We start from the raw sequence: 16778 nt of genomic DNA on the forward strand, positions 1-16778 counted from the left end.
GCTGGGTGATGTTTTATCTGTTATTCACCCTGAATAACTAATTGAAATACATTCTTAAACCTGATTGTTGTTGTGTTTTTAATTCCATGATCCTGTTGTCAGGTAGTGCTTCCTGTGGTGCTCCATAAACGAGTAAACGCCTGTCCCGCTTACTCATTTAATACTTAAAATTAATTAGTGGGCGTCTAAAACAGCACGTGAAATAATAATTTTTTGTATTTCTGATGTCCCTTCAAAAATCCGTAAAATCCGTGCGTCACGCACATAACGTTCAAGAGGGAGGTCACGAATATAGCCGTAGCCGCCATGAAGCTGTAAAGCCGCATCCGTTACAAAACCCGCACACTCAGCAGCAAACAATTTCGCCGTAGCGGATTGCAAACTAAAACGCTCCCCTGAATCACGTAATTCCGCAGCTTGCCAGGTCAACATACGAGCCGCCTCCAATTGCGTGTGCATATCCGCAATACGCCATTGAGTTCCTTGGTATGCAGCTAAGGGTTTTTTACCAATTTGGCGTTCTTTTACCCAGCCTAAAGCACTTTCCATCGCGGCTCGAGCAATACCGAGTGACGTTGCAGCCACTTCAACACGCCCTTTATCTAAAACTTCCATGGCGGTGTGGAATCCTTTATTTTCCTCTCCCAGTAATGCAGATTCAGGTAGCCAACAATTCAATGCTAATTCATAAATCGTGCTACCCCTTAATCCCATGGTTTTTTCAGGTTGAGAAAATGCCACGCCTTCCGTGCCTTTAGGGATCATAAATGCGCTGATCCCGCGGGCTCCCGCTTCTACATCCGTTTTCGCATACAACACGATAAAGTCAGCCTCTTTGGCGTTAGTAATATAGTGTTTATTACCCCGAATACGCCAGCCACTATTTTCACGAGTTGCCACGGTTCGCATATCTGCAGGATTAGAACCTGCAGCCGGCTCAGTTAAACCAAATGCACCTAATAATTCCCCAGCAGCGGCTTTTGGTAACCAATGATTTTTTTGCTCTTCTGTCCCACCAATTAAAATTGAATCTGTCGCCAAAAAATGCGCCGTTAGAGCCGATGACGTCGATGCACAAGCTGCTGCAACCGCTTCCACGACCTGGCTCATCGCCACACTGCCAATACCAAAACCGCCATACTGTTCAGGTAAATTAATTCCCCAACAGCCCATTTCCCCTAACGCTTGTAAACTTTCAGCACAAAAGGTTTCGGTTTCATCGTATCTTTGTGCATTTGGCTGTAAAATGTCATGGCAAACTTTTTCTACCGCATCTACAACCGCTTGTTCCGTTTCATTAATATCAAAACTCATTGCATCGTCTCCGCATTTTTAATTGTTGTTTTCGCTGGTTTATAAACTAAGTTTGCCTCACCTAATTTCGGGGCACGGCGGGTCGAATGAGGTTTCTTTCCATTAAAAAAAACCGGTTGAGAAACCAATGGTGTTCCTCCATCATTCAGGTACGTCAGTACTTTCCTCACTTCGGCATGTTCACTTTGTGTGGCTTGGTGCAAATTATGAATGGGTGAAGCAGGAACCCCCGCGTTTAATAATATGTCACATACCTCTTCAATCGTTTTTTGGCGTGTCCAACTTTCGATTTCTTTTCTAAGTTCAGCTTGATACTGCGTTCTGCTTGGGTCATCACCGTAGCGCGGGTCGTGGCATAACTGCGGTTTTTCCATACATTCGCAAAAGCGTTGAAATAGCTTTTCACTCGCAATCGCGATAACGACTAAACCGTCTTTTGCTTGATAGGTATCAAATGGCGTGGATACTGGGTGGCGGTTCCCCACTAAGCTCGGGGCCTTATCATTTGCAAATAAGTTTGAAAGCCCAGTTAACTGCATGCTCAATAAGACATCTACCATCGCCACATCAATATACTGTGCTGCTTCGTCATGACGCTCTCTCGCAAATAGCGCACTGCTTATCGCCCATGACGCAAACATCCCTGCACACACATCGCCAATTGACTCACCGCTACGTGTTGGCCCTGTTTCTGGGAAACCCGTGACACTCATTAGGCCTGACATCGCTTGTGCCACAATGTCATAAGCCGGGTAACTGGCAAGTGGGCTGTTTTGCCCGAACCCTGAAATACTGGCGTAAATTAATTTAGGGTTGTGCTGTTTTAAGCTCTCAAAATCGATACCAAGTCGTTGAGTCACACCAGGGCGAAAGTTTTCAACCACCACATCACTTTCTTTGACTAATTGAAATAAAATCGCTCGGTCTTCATCCGCTTTAAGGTCTAATTCAATACTGCGTTTACCTCGGTTAATCAAACCATAGTAAACACTTTCACCATCAATAAATGGCCCTAAATGGCGGCTGTCATCACCGTGGTTGGGCACTTCAATTTTGATCACTTCAGCACCAAGATCGGCCATCATACCGGTGCAATAAGGACCTGCTAACACACGGCTTAAGTCGATCACTTTGATCCCCGCCAGTGGCCCTTGTCTTTTCTGAGTTAACGCAGCATTCATACTGAATTCCTTATATTCCAGAAAGTTGCCGACCGATTAAGCAGCCGGCAAAGGACATTACTTCACCATCGGCAAGTTCAAGCCTTGCTCTTTCGCACAGTTAATGGCGATGTCATAACCTGCATCTGCATGGCGCATAACGCCCGTTGCAGGGTCATTATGTAAAACGCGCGCTAAACGTTTATCAGCAGCGTCCGTTCCATCACATACAATGACGACGCCTGAATGCTGTGAGAAGCCCATGCCAACACCACCACCATGATGTAAACTGACCCATGTTGCCCCACCTGCGGTATTTAACAGTGCGTTCAATAAAGGCCAGTCTGATACGGCATCAGAGCCATCTTTCATGGATTCCGTTTCACGGTGTGGACTCGCAACAGAGCCTGAATCTAAGTGATCACGACCGATGACAATAGGGCCTTTTAACTCACCACTTTTCACCATTTCGTTGAAAGCACGCCCTAATCTTTCTCTGTCTTTTAAACCGACCCAACAAATACGTGCAGGGAGCCCTTGGAATGCGATACGTTCACGTGCCATATCGAGCCAATTATGTAAGTGTTTGTCATCTGGTAATAATTCTTTTACTTTTTGGTCTGTTTTATAGATATCTTCTGGGTCACCGGATAACGCGACCCAACGGAATGGTCCAACACCTTCACAAAATAGCGGGCGAATATAAGCAGGAACAAAACCTGGGAAATCAAAGGCATTGCTAATTCCTTCATCTTTTGCCATTTGGCGAATATTGTTGCCGTAGTCAAAAGCTGCTGAGCCACGTTTTTGCATCGTTAGCATCGCATCTACTTGTACTGCCATGCTTTTTTTCGCAGCTTTGGTCACTTCAGCAGGGGCAGTTTGTTGTTTTTCACGCCATTGGGTGAGTGTCCAGCCCTGTGGTAAGTAGCCATGTACTGGGTCATGGGCACTCGTTTGGTCGGTCACTGAATCAGGGGTGATATTGCGTTTCACCAATTCACTGTAAACATCAGCCGCATTACCTAATAGCCCAACAGAAACGGGTTGGCCATTGGCTTTGGCATCGTCGATATATTGCAATGCTTCATCAAGAGAAGTCGCTTTTTTGTCTACATAACGGGTTCTTAGACGAAAATCGATACGGCTTTCATCGCACTCGACCGCTATCATGCTAAAACCTGCCATGGTTGCTGCTAATGGCTGTGCTCCTCCCATCCCTCCAAGGCCACCGGTTAAGATCCAGCGCCCTGCGGCGTTGCCATTAAAGTGCTGTTTAGCAAGCGAAACAAAGGTTTCATAGGTGCCTTGAACGATCCCTTGAGAACCAATATAGATCCAAGAGCCGGCCGTCATTTGGCCATACATCATTAGGCCTTTGCGATCTAACTCATTAAAGTGATCCCAATTCGCCCAGTGAGGAACAATATTTGAGTTTGCGATCAACACGCGTGGGGCATCTGGATGGGTAGGGAACACACCAACAGGTTTACCTGATTGCACGAGTAATGTTTGGTCATCTTCCAATGTGGTCAGCACATCTAAAATTTTGTCATAACATTCCCAATCACGTGCTGCACGGCCGATACCGCCATAGACCACCAAGCTTTGAGGGTGCTCAGCAACATCTGGGTCTAAATTATTTTGGATCATGCGGTATACCGCTTCTGTCAGCCAGCTTTTACAGCTTTTCTCACTGCCACGTGGTGCGCGGATCACTCGAGTTGAGTCAGTACGATTTAACATGGTTGTATCCCCTATTATCCATTTTTAATTAACTTTAAATTAACAATTTTATTTATAATAATCTGCGAGATACCCAGTTAGTGGCGATGCACGTGCGTCTTCAAACTAATTAATTGATTATAAATCAACAGATTATTTTTCTATCAACTTGCTCGATACTATCTATTCATTGAGAGCGTTTATCGATGAAGTAAATATATATACATTTACTTCACAAAGTATATACATTTAAATTTGAAATTTTGTAGGAAGTGTGAAGGTTGGAATACGAGGGATGTTATACAACAACAAGTAGCTGTATGTTTCTAGAGAGAAAGTTGTATATACATTTGTTTTTATGCATAGAAACAAGCAAATAACAAAATTGAGAGTCGCTTCACAGAACATTGTAACGATGTATAGAAGTAGATGCGCTATTTATTAGCTATTCACGCTTCTTGCAATTATTTCTTCTAAAAACAGGTTATTTTTCCTCCTGTTTAAAATTGGAGAATTTTATGAGCATCAACATTACTAATTTTTTTAATCGGGTAAGAAATTATTTTATCCCTAACAGCAAGAGAAACCTTGATATCACAAAAATAAATAAAACTCAGTTATCACTTCCTGCTTCAAAATTTAATTCTATACCTAAAGTTATTAATACCGAAGAAGAGGCTATTCAGTTTGCTGAAACTCATTATTTCTTACCTGAAAATTTCATACATAGAAAAGGGTGTGATACCTCACTAAATAATTTAACAACAGATAATCAACGAGTTGAATTAAAAATCAAAAAAGATATAAATTCTTTTTTTAATTCAAAAATTAAAGATCACAGTGAGACATTAACAAAAGTAAACAATAATTTAATTCCCTCTAGTCAACCAACAAAAAAACATTCATCCTTAAATCAAATTGGCCTTGATATACCAAGAATGAATATTTTTGTTAAAAATAAAGATAATAATCCAACTAAACTACAATCCATAATTGATATTAATAAATACCTAGGAAAATTACCGCCTTCACATATATGCCATATTTGTAATATTGCAAATCAAGCCCATTTGGCAGAAGGCACTATTAAAGCCTCGGAAATGATAAGTAAAACCCAATCCGAATTTTTATTTCAAGATCATGGCAAATCATCAATCATGATTAATATTTTAGATAATAATAGCTATCAGGTAAAATCTGAAGGTTACTTTAATTTAATCAATACAAAAACTGGAAAAAAAGTTAATAATTCAGAGGTTATAGCAGAAACGACGACTCATTTTACATTTGATGAACAGGATAAGTTAATTGCTGAAAAACAGGACAAGTTAACACTAAAAATAAAAATTGAAACGAACCCACCACATCTATCACTCGATAGCATAGCCAATAGCAATTTAATGATTTAATAAATAATTCACGTTGTGGCTAGGCGGCAAAATGAGGATATCTCGGGGAGCATACACAAGTATGCGCCCCAAATAGCTGAATGAAGCCAACAACACCACAGCATGAAGTATGACGAAAATTGGGGAACATACATAAGTATCTGCCCCAACTAACCTAATGAAACCAACAACGCCATAACACGAAGTATGACGAAAATTTTAGCCGCCGAGATACGCGCTTCTAACCGCCTCATTGGCTAAAAGTGCTTTACCGCTGTCTTCTAACACAATATGCCCATTTTCCAACACATAACCACGGTCTGCGAGCTTCAACGCTTGGTTGGCGTTTTGTTCGACAAGGAAAATCGTCATTCCTTCTTCACGTAGTTGTTGGATTGTATCGAAAATTTGCATAATGATAATGGGAGCAAGGCCTAGGGATGGCTCATCAAGCAACAACAGCTCTGGCTGGCTCATTAAAGCACGGCCTATCGCTAGCATTTGTTGCTCACCACCTGACATCGTTCCTGAACGTTGACTTCGGCGCTCATACAGCCTTGGAAATAGCTTATAAACCCGCTCAATACGTTCTTGGTACTGCTGGCGATCAGCAAAAAGCCCCCCCATTGCGAGGTTTTCTTCCACAGTCATACGAGAAAATACACGCCGCCCTTCTGGTACTAGAGCAATGTCTTCACGCATAATTTTCGAAGTGGGCAATTGAGTGATATCCACGCCTCGGTAAATGACTTGGCCTTCCGATGCTCGCGGATCGCCACAAAGGGTACTGAGCAACGTTGTTTTCCCAGCGCCATTTGCTCCGATTAGCGTAACAATTTCGCCTTTTTGAATATTCAGGCTGATCTGATGCAGTGCCTGAATTTTTCCATAATGGGTAGAAACTTTTTTAAACTCTAGCATCAGTAAGCTTCCCCCAAATAGGCTTTTATCACATCTGGATGTTGGCGAATCTCACTCGGTGTGCCATTCGCCAATGGCGTTCCTTGATTCACGACATAAATACGATCTGAAATTCCCATGACTAATTTCATATCATGTTCAATTAATAGAATTGAAACATTATGATGAGTACGCAACTCAGCAATTAAGTCATCCAAATCATTGGTTTCTTTAGGGTTAAGACCTGCCGCAGGTTCATCCAGCATTAAAATTTCAGGACGAGTGACCATACAGCGAGCAATTTCTAACCGACGCTGCTGACCATAGGCTAAATTACCCGCTTGGCGATTTGCAAAGGGGAGTAAATCAACACGCTCAAGCCATTTTACCGCATTATCAAGCGCTTCAGACTCTGCTCGACGAAATGCAGGGGTTTTCAATAACCCAGAAAAAATGCCACTTTTTAAATGTTGATGCTGCGCCACAAGTAAATTTTCAATCACCGTCATTTCTTTAAACAACCGCACATGCTGAAATGTTCGGATAACACCAAGGCGTGCAATTGCCTGCCCGGTCAGTCCCTCAAGATGTTTTTCTCGATATAAAATCGTGCCACTGGTCGGCTTATAAAAACCGGTTAAACAGTTAAAAATGGTGGTTTTACCCGCCCCATTTGGGCCAATCAGTGAGACGATTTCCCCTTGATTAATAGTTAACTCAACATTATTGACGGCAAGTAACCCACCAAAACGCATTGTTAAGCCATTCACTTGTAACAAAGGCGTAGTTATATGGCTCATACGCCCTCCCCTTCTGGGACTTTTTTCACCTGCATTTGACGGCGTTTCATCGGTAATAGGCCTTGTGGTCGCCAGATCATCATCAGCACCATTAGCGCCCCTAATAGCAGCATGCTGTATTGGTTAAGGTCACGCATCATTTCCCGTGATACAACTAAAATAATTGCGGCTAAAATAACGGAGGTTTGTGAACCCATTCCTCCTAAAACGACGATGGCTAACACAAATGCCGATTCCACAAAGGTAAAAGACTCTGGACTGATAAAACCTTGCCGTGCGGCAAATAACGTCCCTGCAAACCCTGCAAAGGCTGCACTGATAGTAAATGCGGTTAATTTTATTCGAGTTGGACTTAACCCTAATGACCGGCAGGCAATTTCATCTTCGCGTAATGCTTCCCACGCACGACCTAATGGCATACGCAGTAACCGATTGATAACAAATAAGGTTAAAACCACTAATAGTAAAGCGACAAAATACAGAAAGATAATTCGGTCACCTGGGCTGTAATCTAAGCCGAAAAAGTTATGGAAGGTGTCCCAACCCTCTTTCGCGGTACGGCTGAATTCCAAGCCAAAAAAAGTCGGTTTCGGTAATTGGCTGATCCCATTTGGCCCACCCGTGATTTCAGTATTATTCAGTAATAAAATACGAACAATCTCCCCAAAGCCAAGCGTCACTATGGCAAGATAGTCACCACGTAACCTTAGCACAGGGAACCCTAGTAAAAAGCCCGCTAACGCAGCGGTTAAACCTGCAATCGGTAAACTTTCCCAGAACCCAAAACCATAATAATGATTTAATAAACCAAAAGTATAAGCACCTATGGCATAAAAACCGGCATACCCAAGAACCAGTAATCCTGATAACCCGACAACCACATTTAGCCCTAAGCCTAGCATCACATAAATTAATGTTAGGGTGGCAATATCCACGCTTCCGCGAGAAACAATAAATGGCCAAATAATGGCAGCAATAATAATTATAACCGCAAGGATTTTTTGCTTGGTTGTCGAACCATCAAAATCAGGAATAGCCCACGCCTTCTTAGGAACCCCTTGCCAAACTTTACTCAACGTTGGGCGAACCAATTGATAAACAAAGATCACCACAATTCCCGCAATGATCCAGTTCCAACGCACAGAATCCCCAACTGTCACGATCAGTTTTGTGCCATCGAGCGCAAGTTGCAAGCCCATCATAAACAGCGCCAGCACGAAGAAAGTCGAGGAAGCAACAACGGCATTAATCCAATTTTCTTTTCTCATACTTTTTCGACCTCCGGGCGTCCCAGAATGCCGGTTGGCATGATTAATAACACACCTATCAATAAACCAAATGATACAACATCTTTATATTCTGTACTTAAATATGCAGAGGTCATTGCTTCTGCAACGCCTAAGATTAACCCGCCTAACATAGCACCCGGAATACTCCCAATTCCCCCTAGCACTGCCGCGGTAAATGCTTTCATTCCTGCCATAAAGCCAATATATGGGTTAATCACACCATAAAATTGCCCCAGCAGTACACCAGCTACAGCAGCCATTGCCGCACCGATAACGAAGGTCAATGAAATAACTCGATCGGTATTAATACCTAATAAGCTGGCCATTTTAAGATCTTCCGCACAGGCTCGGCAGGCTCTTCCCATCTTTGAATAGCGAATAAATAGCGTCAAAGCTAACATCGCAAGCACGGTAACCACCCAGATGGTCAATTGCATCTTAGTCACCGTGGCTTCAAAACCATCGCTTTCACCTAGAACCCATTGCCCTGTGATCAAACTGGGTAGAGCTAAATCACGCGAACCTTGTGACAGGCTGACGTAGTTTTGTAGGAAAATAGACATCCCGATCGCAGAGATCAACGCAATCAAACGCTTAGAATGTCGAACTGGCCGATAAGCAACGCGTTCAATACTCCAACCATAGGCGCTAGAGACCACGATTGCCGCAATGAAGGCCGCAGCAACCAAGATCCAGCCGATATCGATCCCAAGCATCATTAAGCCTGCGATCACAATAAAAGAGACATAGCTACCTATCATGTACACTTCGCCGTGGGCAAAGTTAATCATCCCAATGATGCCATATACCATCGTATAGCCGATAGCTATCAATGCATAGGTACTGCCAAGGGTTAAACCATTCAGAAGTTGCTGAATAAAATAGAGAATTTGATCTGACATAAGACTATCCTTTCGAACTACTTGTCCTATATAGAGAGCAGAAGCCGGAAGCAAGTTACTCACTTCCGGTTCTTATTCACTATGCTGGAACACTGCTGAGTACTATTTTACAGAGGTGGATGTCCCATCTTTGTGCCACTCAAATACACCGAACTCAAACCCTTTCAGGTCACCGTTTGGCTGCCAGCTTAATGTTCCCATGACCGTTTCGACCGGGTTTGCTTTCAAGTCTTTCACTAAATCTTCAGGCTCGATGCTGCCAGTACGCTCCATTGCCGTCGTTAAACCTTGGATAGCAGCATAAGTTGTCCAAACAAATGGCCCTGTTGGGTCTTCTTTCTTCGCTTTGATGGCATCAACAATCGGTTGGTTAGTCGCGACCTGGTCATAGCGTTTTGGTAAAGTTACCAGCATGCCTTCCGAAGCATCACCTGCAATATTCGATAATGAAGAGTTACCGACGCCTTCAGGCCCCATAAAGCGAATATTCAAGCCAGCTTGTTTAGCTTGGCGTAAGATTTGCCCCATTTCTGGGTAATATCCCCCAAAGTAAACAAAATCCACATTCTCTTTTTTCAATTTTGCGACTAAAGCAGAGAAGTCTTTGTCACCCGCTGTTACCCCTTCAAACATCACTTCTTTAACGCCGGCTTTATTGAGGCTTTCGCGTACAGAACGTGCTAAACCTTCCCCATATTGTTGTTTGTCGTGAACAACAGCAATACGGGTTGGCTTGATATCTTCCATAATAAATTTAGCGGCTGTTGGTCCTTGGTCTGAATCCAAACCTGTTGTACGCAACACCATCTGGTAACCACGCGTGGTTAAATCCGCATTGGTTGCTGCCGGGGTGATCATAATGACGCCTTCATCTTCATAAATATCGGATGCAGGCTGTGTTGAAGAGGAACATAAATGCCCAATAACATGGCGGATACCATCGTTAATGACTTTGTTTGCTACCGCAACCGCTTGTTTTGGGTCGCAAGCATCATCATATTCGACTGCCACTAATGTGTTTCCATTAATGCCACCTTTAGCATTAATATCTGCAATCGCTTGGCGCGCACCTGTAAATTCCATATCACCATATTGAGCCACAGGCCCTGACATCGCGCCAACAACCGCTATTTTAATTTCCTTTGCCCATCCTGCTGAACTGAATGCCATCGCAATACAGCCCGCTAATAATGCTTTATTCATATTCTTCATTTTATCGTCCCCGTCTTCATGGTTCTGAGTGTTTGTGTTTGATTTATAGTAGATTATTATGGTTGACAGGTACAATGCCTGATATTTCAAAATACAGCGAATAAGGCTATATATTTCATAACATTAAACAAGATAATTATGCTAAATAGCAAATGGATATGGCAGGTTTTTACATTAGAAGCAGAATAAAAAACTGATGTGTTAAAGTAGGTTTTTTGTAAATACTAGTGTTATATTCGGGTTAAATTTAAATTAATCCGAGTGAAATTCGGAAAATTCAGTATCACCAAATTTTTCTCTCTAAAATCAAAAAATCGGTTGTAGATCACTCTGGCAGGATGAGTGACTGCAACTCTTACAGGGAAACAAACAAAATATCATGAGACTCACTATTATCCCGCTGGTCAATCCTACTGAGCAACAATATCTGGACTTACATAAAATCTGGCCTGACCAGAGCCCTTTTGAGCTAGCCAAAATGTGTAAAGCAGGTGAGCAATTTTATGCAGCTCGCTTTAATGACCGCCTTCTTGGCGCAGCAAAAATTACTGTGGATCATAGCACTGCCACTTTGTGGGATTTTTGTGTGCGAGAGGTCACTCGCCGACGAGGTGTAGGATCATATTTATTAGAAGAAATTTGCCAAACAATCCCTGATATTACACTATGGAAATTTGACATTAGTGGGGTTGCCCTGCAAGAAAAAGAAGCAATGCAGCTTTTCTTGTCGGCAAATGGCTTCAATGCCACCGCACAACCTGATATATGGGAAAAACAGCATGAAGTTAAATAAAATTCATCATGTTGCTATTATCGCATCCAATTTTGACGTCAGTAAGGATTTTTATTGCCGTATTTTGGGCTTAAATTTACTTGAAGAACATTACCGTCCAGCAAATAATTCGTGGAAAGCAGACTTAGCTTTTGGTGAGCATTACCAAATTGAGTTATTCAGTTTTGTTAATCCACCAGCGAGACTAAGTTACCCCGAAGCCACAGGGCTACGTCATTTAGCCTTCGGTGTCGATGATTTAGATAAATGGGTCGCTTATTTAACTGAACAAGGTGTGGCTTGTGAAGCAATACGGGTTGACCCCTACACGCAAAAGCGTTTTACATTTTTCACAGATCCAGATGGCTTACCGCTAGAGTTATACAGTGATTAATTGAACAATTAAAAATGTAAAAGTAGAAATGATTATCTGCATTTATCCACCTCTTAACAGGCAATAAATGCAGATAATTTTAGTGAGCAACGAATTAGCCAGTAATAAATTACATTTCGCTGTCTTCGTCTTCTTCCATCGCCAAACGTAACTTCTTCATGGCGTTCTTTTCAAGCTGACGAACGCGTTCTGCAGAAACGCCGTATTTATCAGCAAGTTCTTGCAACGTTGTTTTGTTGTCATCGTCTAACCAACGAGCTCGGATGATATCCTGACTACGCTCGTCCAAAGAGTCTAGTGCATCTGCTAAGCGATCAGTTGCATGGCTTTCCCAATTATCATCTTCAATTGAGCCAGCAAAGTCTGATGCTTTGTCTTGTAAGTATAAGACTGGGGCTACCGGACCACCAAAATCACTGCTGTCATCGTCATCTGACATATCAAATGCCATATCTTGTGCAGCCATACGTGATTCCATTTCACGCACATCTTTAGTACTTACCCCTAACTCTTGGGCAACCATATCGACTTCGTCCTGGTTAAACCAACCAAGACGTTTTTTATTCTTTCTTAAATTAAAGAATAACTTACGCTGCGATTTTGTCGTCGCGACTTTCACAATACGCCAGTTACGTAAAACGTATTCATGAATTTCAGCTTTGATCCAGTGAACCGCAAAGGAAACAAGGCGAACGCCAACTTCAGGATTGAAACGACGCACCGCTTTCATCAGGCCGATATTACCTTCCTGAATTAAATCAGCTTGCGGTAAACCATACCCTGCATAACTACGAGCAACATGAATAACAAAGCGCAAATGCGATAAGATCAGTTGCTTTGCAGCATCCAGATCACCATGGTAATGCAGCCGTTCAGCAAGTTCCTTTTCTTCCTCAGCGGTAAGCATCGGGTAAGAGTTAGCCGCCCGAACGTAGGCTTCAATACTCCCCTGTGGAACAAGAGCTAATGATTGCATGTCTTTGGTCATTCAGATCCTCAATAAAATAATAGAAAACAGATTAGTTTGTATTGATAACCGCATTGGTTAACCATGAGGCAAACACTTTTAGTCTACCAGTTTAACCGCGTTAAATAAATTATATACAAAATTTGTTAACAGTAGGTCAATGTAGGACAAAACAATTCAGACTAAGTTCATTTTTAACGCAAATTTGCAATGGAATCAAAGAGTCATGACATAATTAAATCATGACTCTTTAATAAAAATGATGAGAAAACAACTCGTTACTCAGGTGTAAAGTGTCGTAAATGTTGAAGTGTTGCTAACCATGCTGCTATCCAACCAACCATAGCCGATAACAATAGAATCAATAAAGACTCTTCCCATAACAACCCTTCAATCTGAAATTGTGTACCAAACACACTGGCTACTTTTGCAACACCGTCTGCTAACTGCCAAACAAGTAGAAAGGTCATAATCAAGGAAATAATGGCACCTAATGCGCCCAAGACAAGGCCACCATTTAAAAATGGCCTCATGATAAACCCATCGGTAGCACCAATTAACTTCATCACATTGATTGTATCACGGCGAGCAAAAATATTGAGCCGTACGCTATTTCCTATCACAAGGAACAGTGACACAATCATTAAAATCCCAATGACAGAAGCAACTTTCCCCACCAAACCTGTTAGTGCGGCTAACCGTGCAAACCAGCTATCATCCATGCGAACTTCTTCAATGCCATCGACTTGGCTAACCCTATCACGCAGTGTTGTTAATACATCAGAACCTTCAAAATCAATTTTAGGCGTAATTATAGCTACCGCAGGCAGTGGGTTCTCCTCTAGCATGTCGAGCGCAGTACTAAAACCAGACCAACTGCGAAACTCACTCATGGCTTGGTCACGTGAAAGATAATTCACATGGTCAACCCCATCAAGCGCTTGCAACTGCGTTACCACATTTTGCCCACCTTGTTCATCAAGAGATTTATCCAAATAAACAGTGAGTTGTGGTGTTGGGTACCATTGCTCCGCAGCTTGCGAAACATTTTTCCACACAATATAGCAAAGACTCGGTAACGTGAGTGAAATGGCAATAACCATGATAGTCAAAAAGGTGGCTAAAGGCTGTCTAAGCATATCAGCGAGCGCATTCAACCACGAATAACGCCACTGCTCTTTCCAACCGCCTTTTAATGCTTTACTTTTCGATTGCTTGGCTCGTTCCGGCTTACTTTTTCGGACATTCTTAGCCATGTTGACCTCCAAGCATACGGCCTTCACTTAATGTAAGAACACGGTAGTTACGGCGCTCAATCAATGCAATATCATGGGTTGCCATTAAAACGGTCACCCCTACACGGTTGAACTCTTCGAATAAACGCATTATCCCTTCTGACAATTCACCATCAAGGTTACCTGTTGGTTCATCCGCTAATAACATCGTTGGCTTATTCACTACCGCTCGGGCAATACCGACACGCTGTTGCTCCCCACCAGATAACTGAATTGGAAAGTTTTTAGCTTTGTCCAATAACCCGACTTTATCTAATGCCGCAGAAACTCGGCGACGAATATCTTCGGTACTGGCACCAGAAATGATTAGCGGCATTGCGACATTGTCATATACCGTTCGATCAAAAAGCAGGTGGTGATCCTGAAAAATCATCCCGATCTGCCGACGCAGAAACGGGATCTCTCGATTTTTCAAGCGGCTGATATCATGACCATTGAATAAAATATGACCCGCACTTGGGCGTTCAATACCACAAATCAGTTTAAGTAATGTACTTTTACCTGCGCCTGAATGGCCTGTTAGAAATGCCATTTCTCCAGGTTGAAGATGAAAATCAACCCCTTGGAGTGCTTGGCGGCCACCGCGATAAGCTTTACTAACGTGTTCAAAGCGAATCATCGAAAATTATTCCTCTCGGGCAAATAGAGCCTCGATAAAGTCATCTGCTTTAAATGGACGTAAATCTTCAATACCCTCACCAATACCAATATAACGAATTGGAATACCAAATTGGTCGGCAATAGAGAAAATTACGCCACCTTTTGCTGTGCCATCGAGTTTAGTCAATGTGATACCTGTTAGACCGACCGCATCATCAAAAAGTTTTGCCTGACTTACCGCATTTTGTCCAGTACTTGCATCTAGCGTTAACATAATTTCATGGGGAGCATTTTCATCGAGTTTTTTCATTACCCGAACAATTTTTTTCAACTCTTCCATCAAGTGCGATTTATTTTGTAAACGTCCAGCGGTATCTGCAATTAAAACATCAACCCCTTTCGCTTGTGCTGATTGAATTGCATCAAAAATAACAGATGCAGGGTCTGCACCAGTATGTTGGGCTACCACAGGGATCTTATTACGCTCACCCCATACTTGAAGTTGCTCAACGGCTGCTGCACGGAAAGTGTCCCCCGCGGCTAACATGACGCTTTTTCCTTCCGACTGATATTGACGTGCTAATTTACCAATTGTAGTCGTTTTCCCGACCCCATTAACACCAACCATAAGAATAACATAGGGTTTTTTATCTTCAATCACGAGTGGTTTATCCACTTTCGCTAAAATATCAGACATTTCCTCACGCAATTTGCCATATAACGCTTCTGCATCCTTGAGTTCTTTACGGCTTGCATGTGCCGTTAAGTTATCAATGATTTTACGAGTGGTATCAACCCCGACATCGGCAATCAATAGCTGTTCTTCTAGCTCTTCAAATAAGTCATCATCAATTTTTTTACCTGAAAACAGCCCAAAAAAACCTGAACCTAAATTCTGGCGAGTTTTTAATAACCCTTTCTTTAGCCTAGCAAAGAAACCTTCTTTTTTAGGTTTTTCTTGCTCTGTTGGTGAATTATTTTTTTCTTCTTCTAAACGTAAGCGCTCAGCTTCAGCTTCTTCCTCTGCAATTCTCGCTTCTTCTGCTGCTTGGTGCTCACGTTCCGCTTGTTCTTCGGCTAAACGGGCTTCTTCGGCTGCTTGACGTTCGCGTTCGGCTTGTTCTTCCGCTAAACGTGCTGCTTCTGCTGCTTGGCGCTCGCGTTCGGCTTGTTCTTCCGCTAAACGTGCCGCTTCTGCTGCTTGGCGCTCGCGTTCAGCCTGTTCTTCGGCTAAGCGTGCCGCTTCTGCTGCTTGGCGCTCGCGTTCAGCCTGTTCTTCGGCTAAGCGTGCCGCTTCTGCTGCTTGGCGTTCGCGTTCTGCTTGTTCTTCGGCTAAACGTGCCGCTTCTGCTGCTTGGCGTTCACGTTCCGCTTGTTCTTCGGCTAAACGTGCGACTTCTGCTGCTTGGCGCTCACGTTCCGCGTGTTCTTCGGCTGCTTGAATGACAGCTAACTCCGCCTGACGGCGTTGCTCTTCGGCCTCCTCTGCCGCTTGAATCGCAGCTAGCTCAAGCTGACGCTGACGTTCCATTTCTTCTTCAGCAATACGCATTGCTTCAGCTTCTTGACGCTCACGCTCAGCTTTTTCTTCCGCTAGTTTTTTCTCTTGGGCTTCCTGACGCGCTTGTTCTGCTTGCTCTTGGGCGGCTTGGAGTTCTGCTAGTTTCGCTTCTCGCTCACGTTCTGCTTGCTCTGTTGCTGCCTCAATCTCAGCTTGCTGTGCTTCATACTGACGTTCAGCTTCGTCTTCAGCGGCTTTAATCGCGGCTTGCTCTGCTTGATGTTGGCGTTCTACTTCGGCTGTTGCGGCATCTACCGCAGCTTCATGGGTTGATTGTTTTTCAACGTCCTTGATTATATCATTATCATTCTGTTGAGCTTCTTGTTGCTGGGTTTCTTCTTCATTTTTACGCCCAAACCCCAACCATGAGAAAAAACCTTTTTTCTTGTCTTTAGCCATTTGCCACTACACTCCTCGCGGTAAAAATATGGCACTCGATAATCAAATCGCAATAAAATTATATGCAGTCTACCATTTCATCGCTCAGCAACACATATCT

At 42.9% G+C, this 16778-nt stretch carries 15 protein-coding genes; 3 read left to right on the forward strand and 12 right to left on the reverse strand.

Translation table 11 applies throughout. The features are described from left to right. Positions 1-174: 174 nt before the first annotated feature. Genes M1F17_RS16865 through hutU form a run of 3 tightly spaced genes read right to left on the reverse strand, consistent with a single transcriptional unit; the run spans position 175 to position 4220 of the window. Entirely contained in the window at positions 175-1314 is a 1140-nt protein-coding gene (locus M1F17_RS16865) for an acyl-CoA dehydrogenase family protein (RefSeq protein ID WP_318837077.1), read from the reverse strand. Then, positions 1311-2495 carry a CoA transferase gene (locus tag M1F17_RS16870; protein ID WP_318837078.1) on the reverse strand — a complete coding sequence of 395 codons (1185 nt, stop codon included), beginning with the start codon at positions 2493-2495 and terminating at the stop codon, positions 1311-1313. The genes M1F17_RS16865 and M1F17_RS16870 overlap by 4 nt, the downstream gene beginning before the upstream one ends. A 57-nt stretch (positions 2496-2552) precedes the next feature. Next, positions 2553-4220, reverse strand: coding sequence for a urocanate hydratase (hutU, locus tag M1F17_RS16875; protein WP_110591200.1), 1668 nt, complete (start codon positions 4218-4220; stop codon positions 2553-2555). Between the two features lie 497 nt (positions 4221-4717). On the opposite strand from hutU, the gene M1F17_RS16880 reads away from it, so the two are divergent. Then, positions 4718-5608 (forward strand): hypothetical protein, encoded by an 891-nt coding sequence (locus tag M1F17_RS16880; RefSeq protein ID WP_144139719.1) that lies wholly within the window; start codon positions 4718-4720, stop codon positions 5606-5608. Positions 5609-5806: 198 nt separating this feature from the next. Here the strand turns inward: M1F17_RS16880 and livF are convergent, their stop codons facing one another. The 5 genes from livF to M1F17_RS16905 form a co-directional block, all read right to left on the reverse strand. Further along, the gene (livF, locus tag M1F17_RS16885; protein WP_318837079.1) at positions 5807-6508 is read right to left on the reverse strand and encodes a high-affinity branched-chain amino acid ABC transporter ATP-binding protein LivF; all 702 of its coding nucleotides are present in this window, start codon (positions 6506-6508) and stop codon (positions 5807-5809) included. Then, on the reverse strand, positions 6508-7287 hold the full coding sequence (gene livG, locus M1F17_RS16890) for a high-affinity branched-chain amino acid ABC transporter ATP-binding protein LivG (RefSeq protein WP_004258513.1): 780 nt from the start codon (positions 7285-7287) through the stop codon (positions 6508-6510). Before livG ends, livF begins: the two co-directional genes overlap by 1 nt. Continuing rightward, entirely contained in the window at positions 7284-8555 is a 1272-nt protein-coding gene (locus M1F17_RS16895; RefSeq protein WP_094961471.1) for a high-affinity branched-chain amino acid ABC transporter permease LivM, read from the reverse strand. The genes livG and M1F17_RS16895 overlap by 4 nt, the downstream gene beginning before the upstream one ends. After that, the gene (gene livH / locus M1F17_RS16900; RefSeq protein WP_004258523.1) at positions 8552-9478 is read right to left on the reverse strand and encodes a high-affinity branched-chain amino acid ABC transporter permease LivH; all 927 of its coding nucleotides are present in this window, start codon (positions 9476-9478) and stop codon (positions 8552-8554) included. The genes M1F17_RS16895 and livH overlap by 4 nt, the downstream gene beginning before the upstream one ends. 102 nt (positions 9479-9580) lie before the next feature. Further along, entirely contained in the window at positions 9581-10690 is a 1110-nt protein-coding gene (locus M1F17_RS16905) for a branched-chain amino acid ABC transporter substrate-binding protein (RefSeq protein ID WP_004908157.1), read from the reverse strand. Positions 10691-11069: 379 nt separating this feature from the next. Here M1F17_RS16905 and panM point away from each other — a divergent pair, with 379 nt between their 5' ends. Both panM and M1F17_RS16915 read left to right on the forward strand, forming a co-directional pair. Next, positions 11070-11483 (forward strand): aspartate 1-decarboxylase autocleavage activator PanM, encoded by a 414-nt coding sequence (gene panM / locus M1F17_RS16910; RefSeq protein WP_004258529.1) that lies wholly within the window; start codon positions 11070-11072, stop codon positions 11481-11483. Then, the gene (locus tag M1F17_RS16915; RefSeq protein WP_004258531.1) at positions 11470-11856 is read left to right on the forward strand and encodes a VOC family protein; all 387 of its coding nucleotides are present in this window, start codon (positions 11470-11472) and stop codon (positions 11854-11856) included. The genes panM and M1F17_RS16915 overlap by 14 nt, the downstream gene beginning before the upstream one ends. 109 nt (positions 11857-11965) lie before the next feature. Here M1F17_RS16915 and rpoH read toward each other — a convergent pair whose 3' ends face one another. From rpoH to ftsY, 4 genes are all read right to left on the reverse strand, one after another. After that, the gene (gene rpoH, locus M1F17_RS16920; protein WP_004258535.1) at positions 11966-12844 is read right to left on the reverse strand and encodes an RNA polymerase sigma factor RpoH; all 879 of its coding nucleotides are present in this window, start codon (positions 12842-12844) and stop codon (positions 11966-11968) included. 257 nt (positions 12845-13101) lie between these two features. Continuing rightward, positions 13102-14079, reverse strand: a complete 978-nt coding sequence (gene ftsX / locus M1F17_RS16925; RefSeq protein WP_004258540.1) for a permease-like cell division protein FtsX — start codon at positions 14077-14079, stop codon at positions 13102-13104. After that, positions 14072-14737 (reverse strand): cell division ATP-binding protein FtsE, encoded by a 666-nt coding sequence (ftsE, locus tag M1F17_RS16930; RefSeq protein ID WP_004258545.1) that lies wholly within the window; start codon positions 14735-14737, stop codon positions 14072-14074. The genes ftsX and ftsE overlap by 8 nt, the downstream gene beginning before the upstream one ends. Before the next feature lie 6 nt (positions 14738-14743). Further along, positions 14744-16678: a signal recognition particle-docking protein FtsY gene (ftsY, locus tag M1F17_RS16935; protein ID WP_206277521.1), complete on the reverse strand. Its 1935-nt coding sequence runs from the start codon at positions 16676-16678 to the stop codon at positions 14744-14746. Positions 16679-16778 lie beyond the last annotated feature (100 nt).

Source organism: Providencia sp. PROV073, from assembly GCF_033688125.1.
GTDB lineage: Bacteria > Pseudomonadota > Gammaproteobacteria > Enterobacterales > Enterobacteriaceae > Providencia > Providencia hangzhouensis.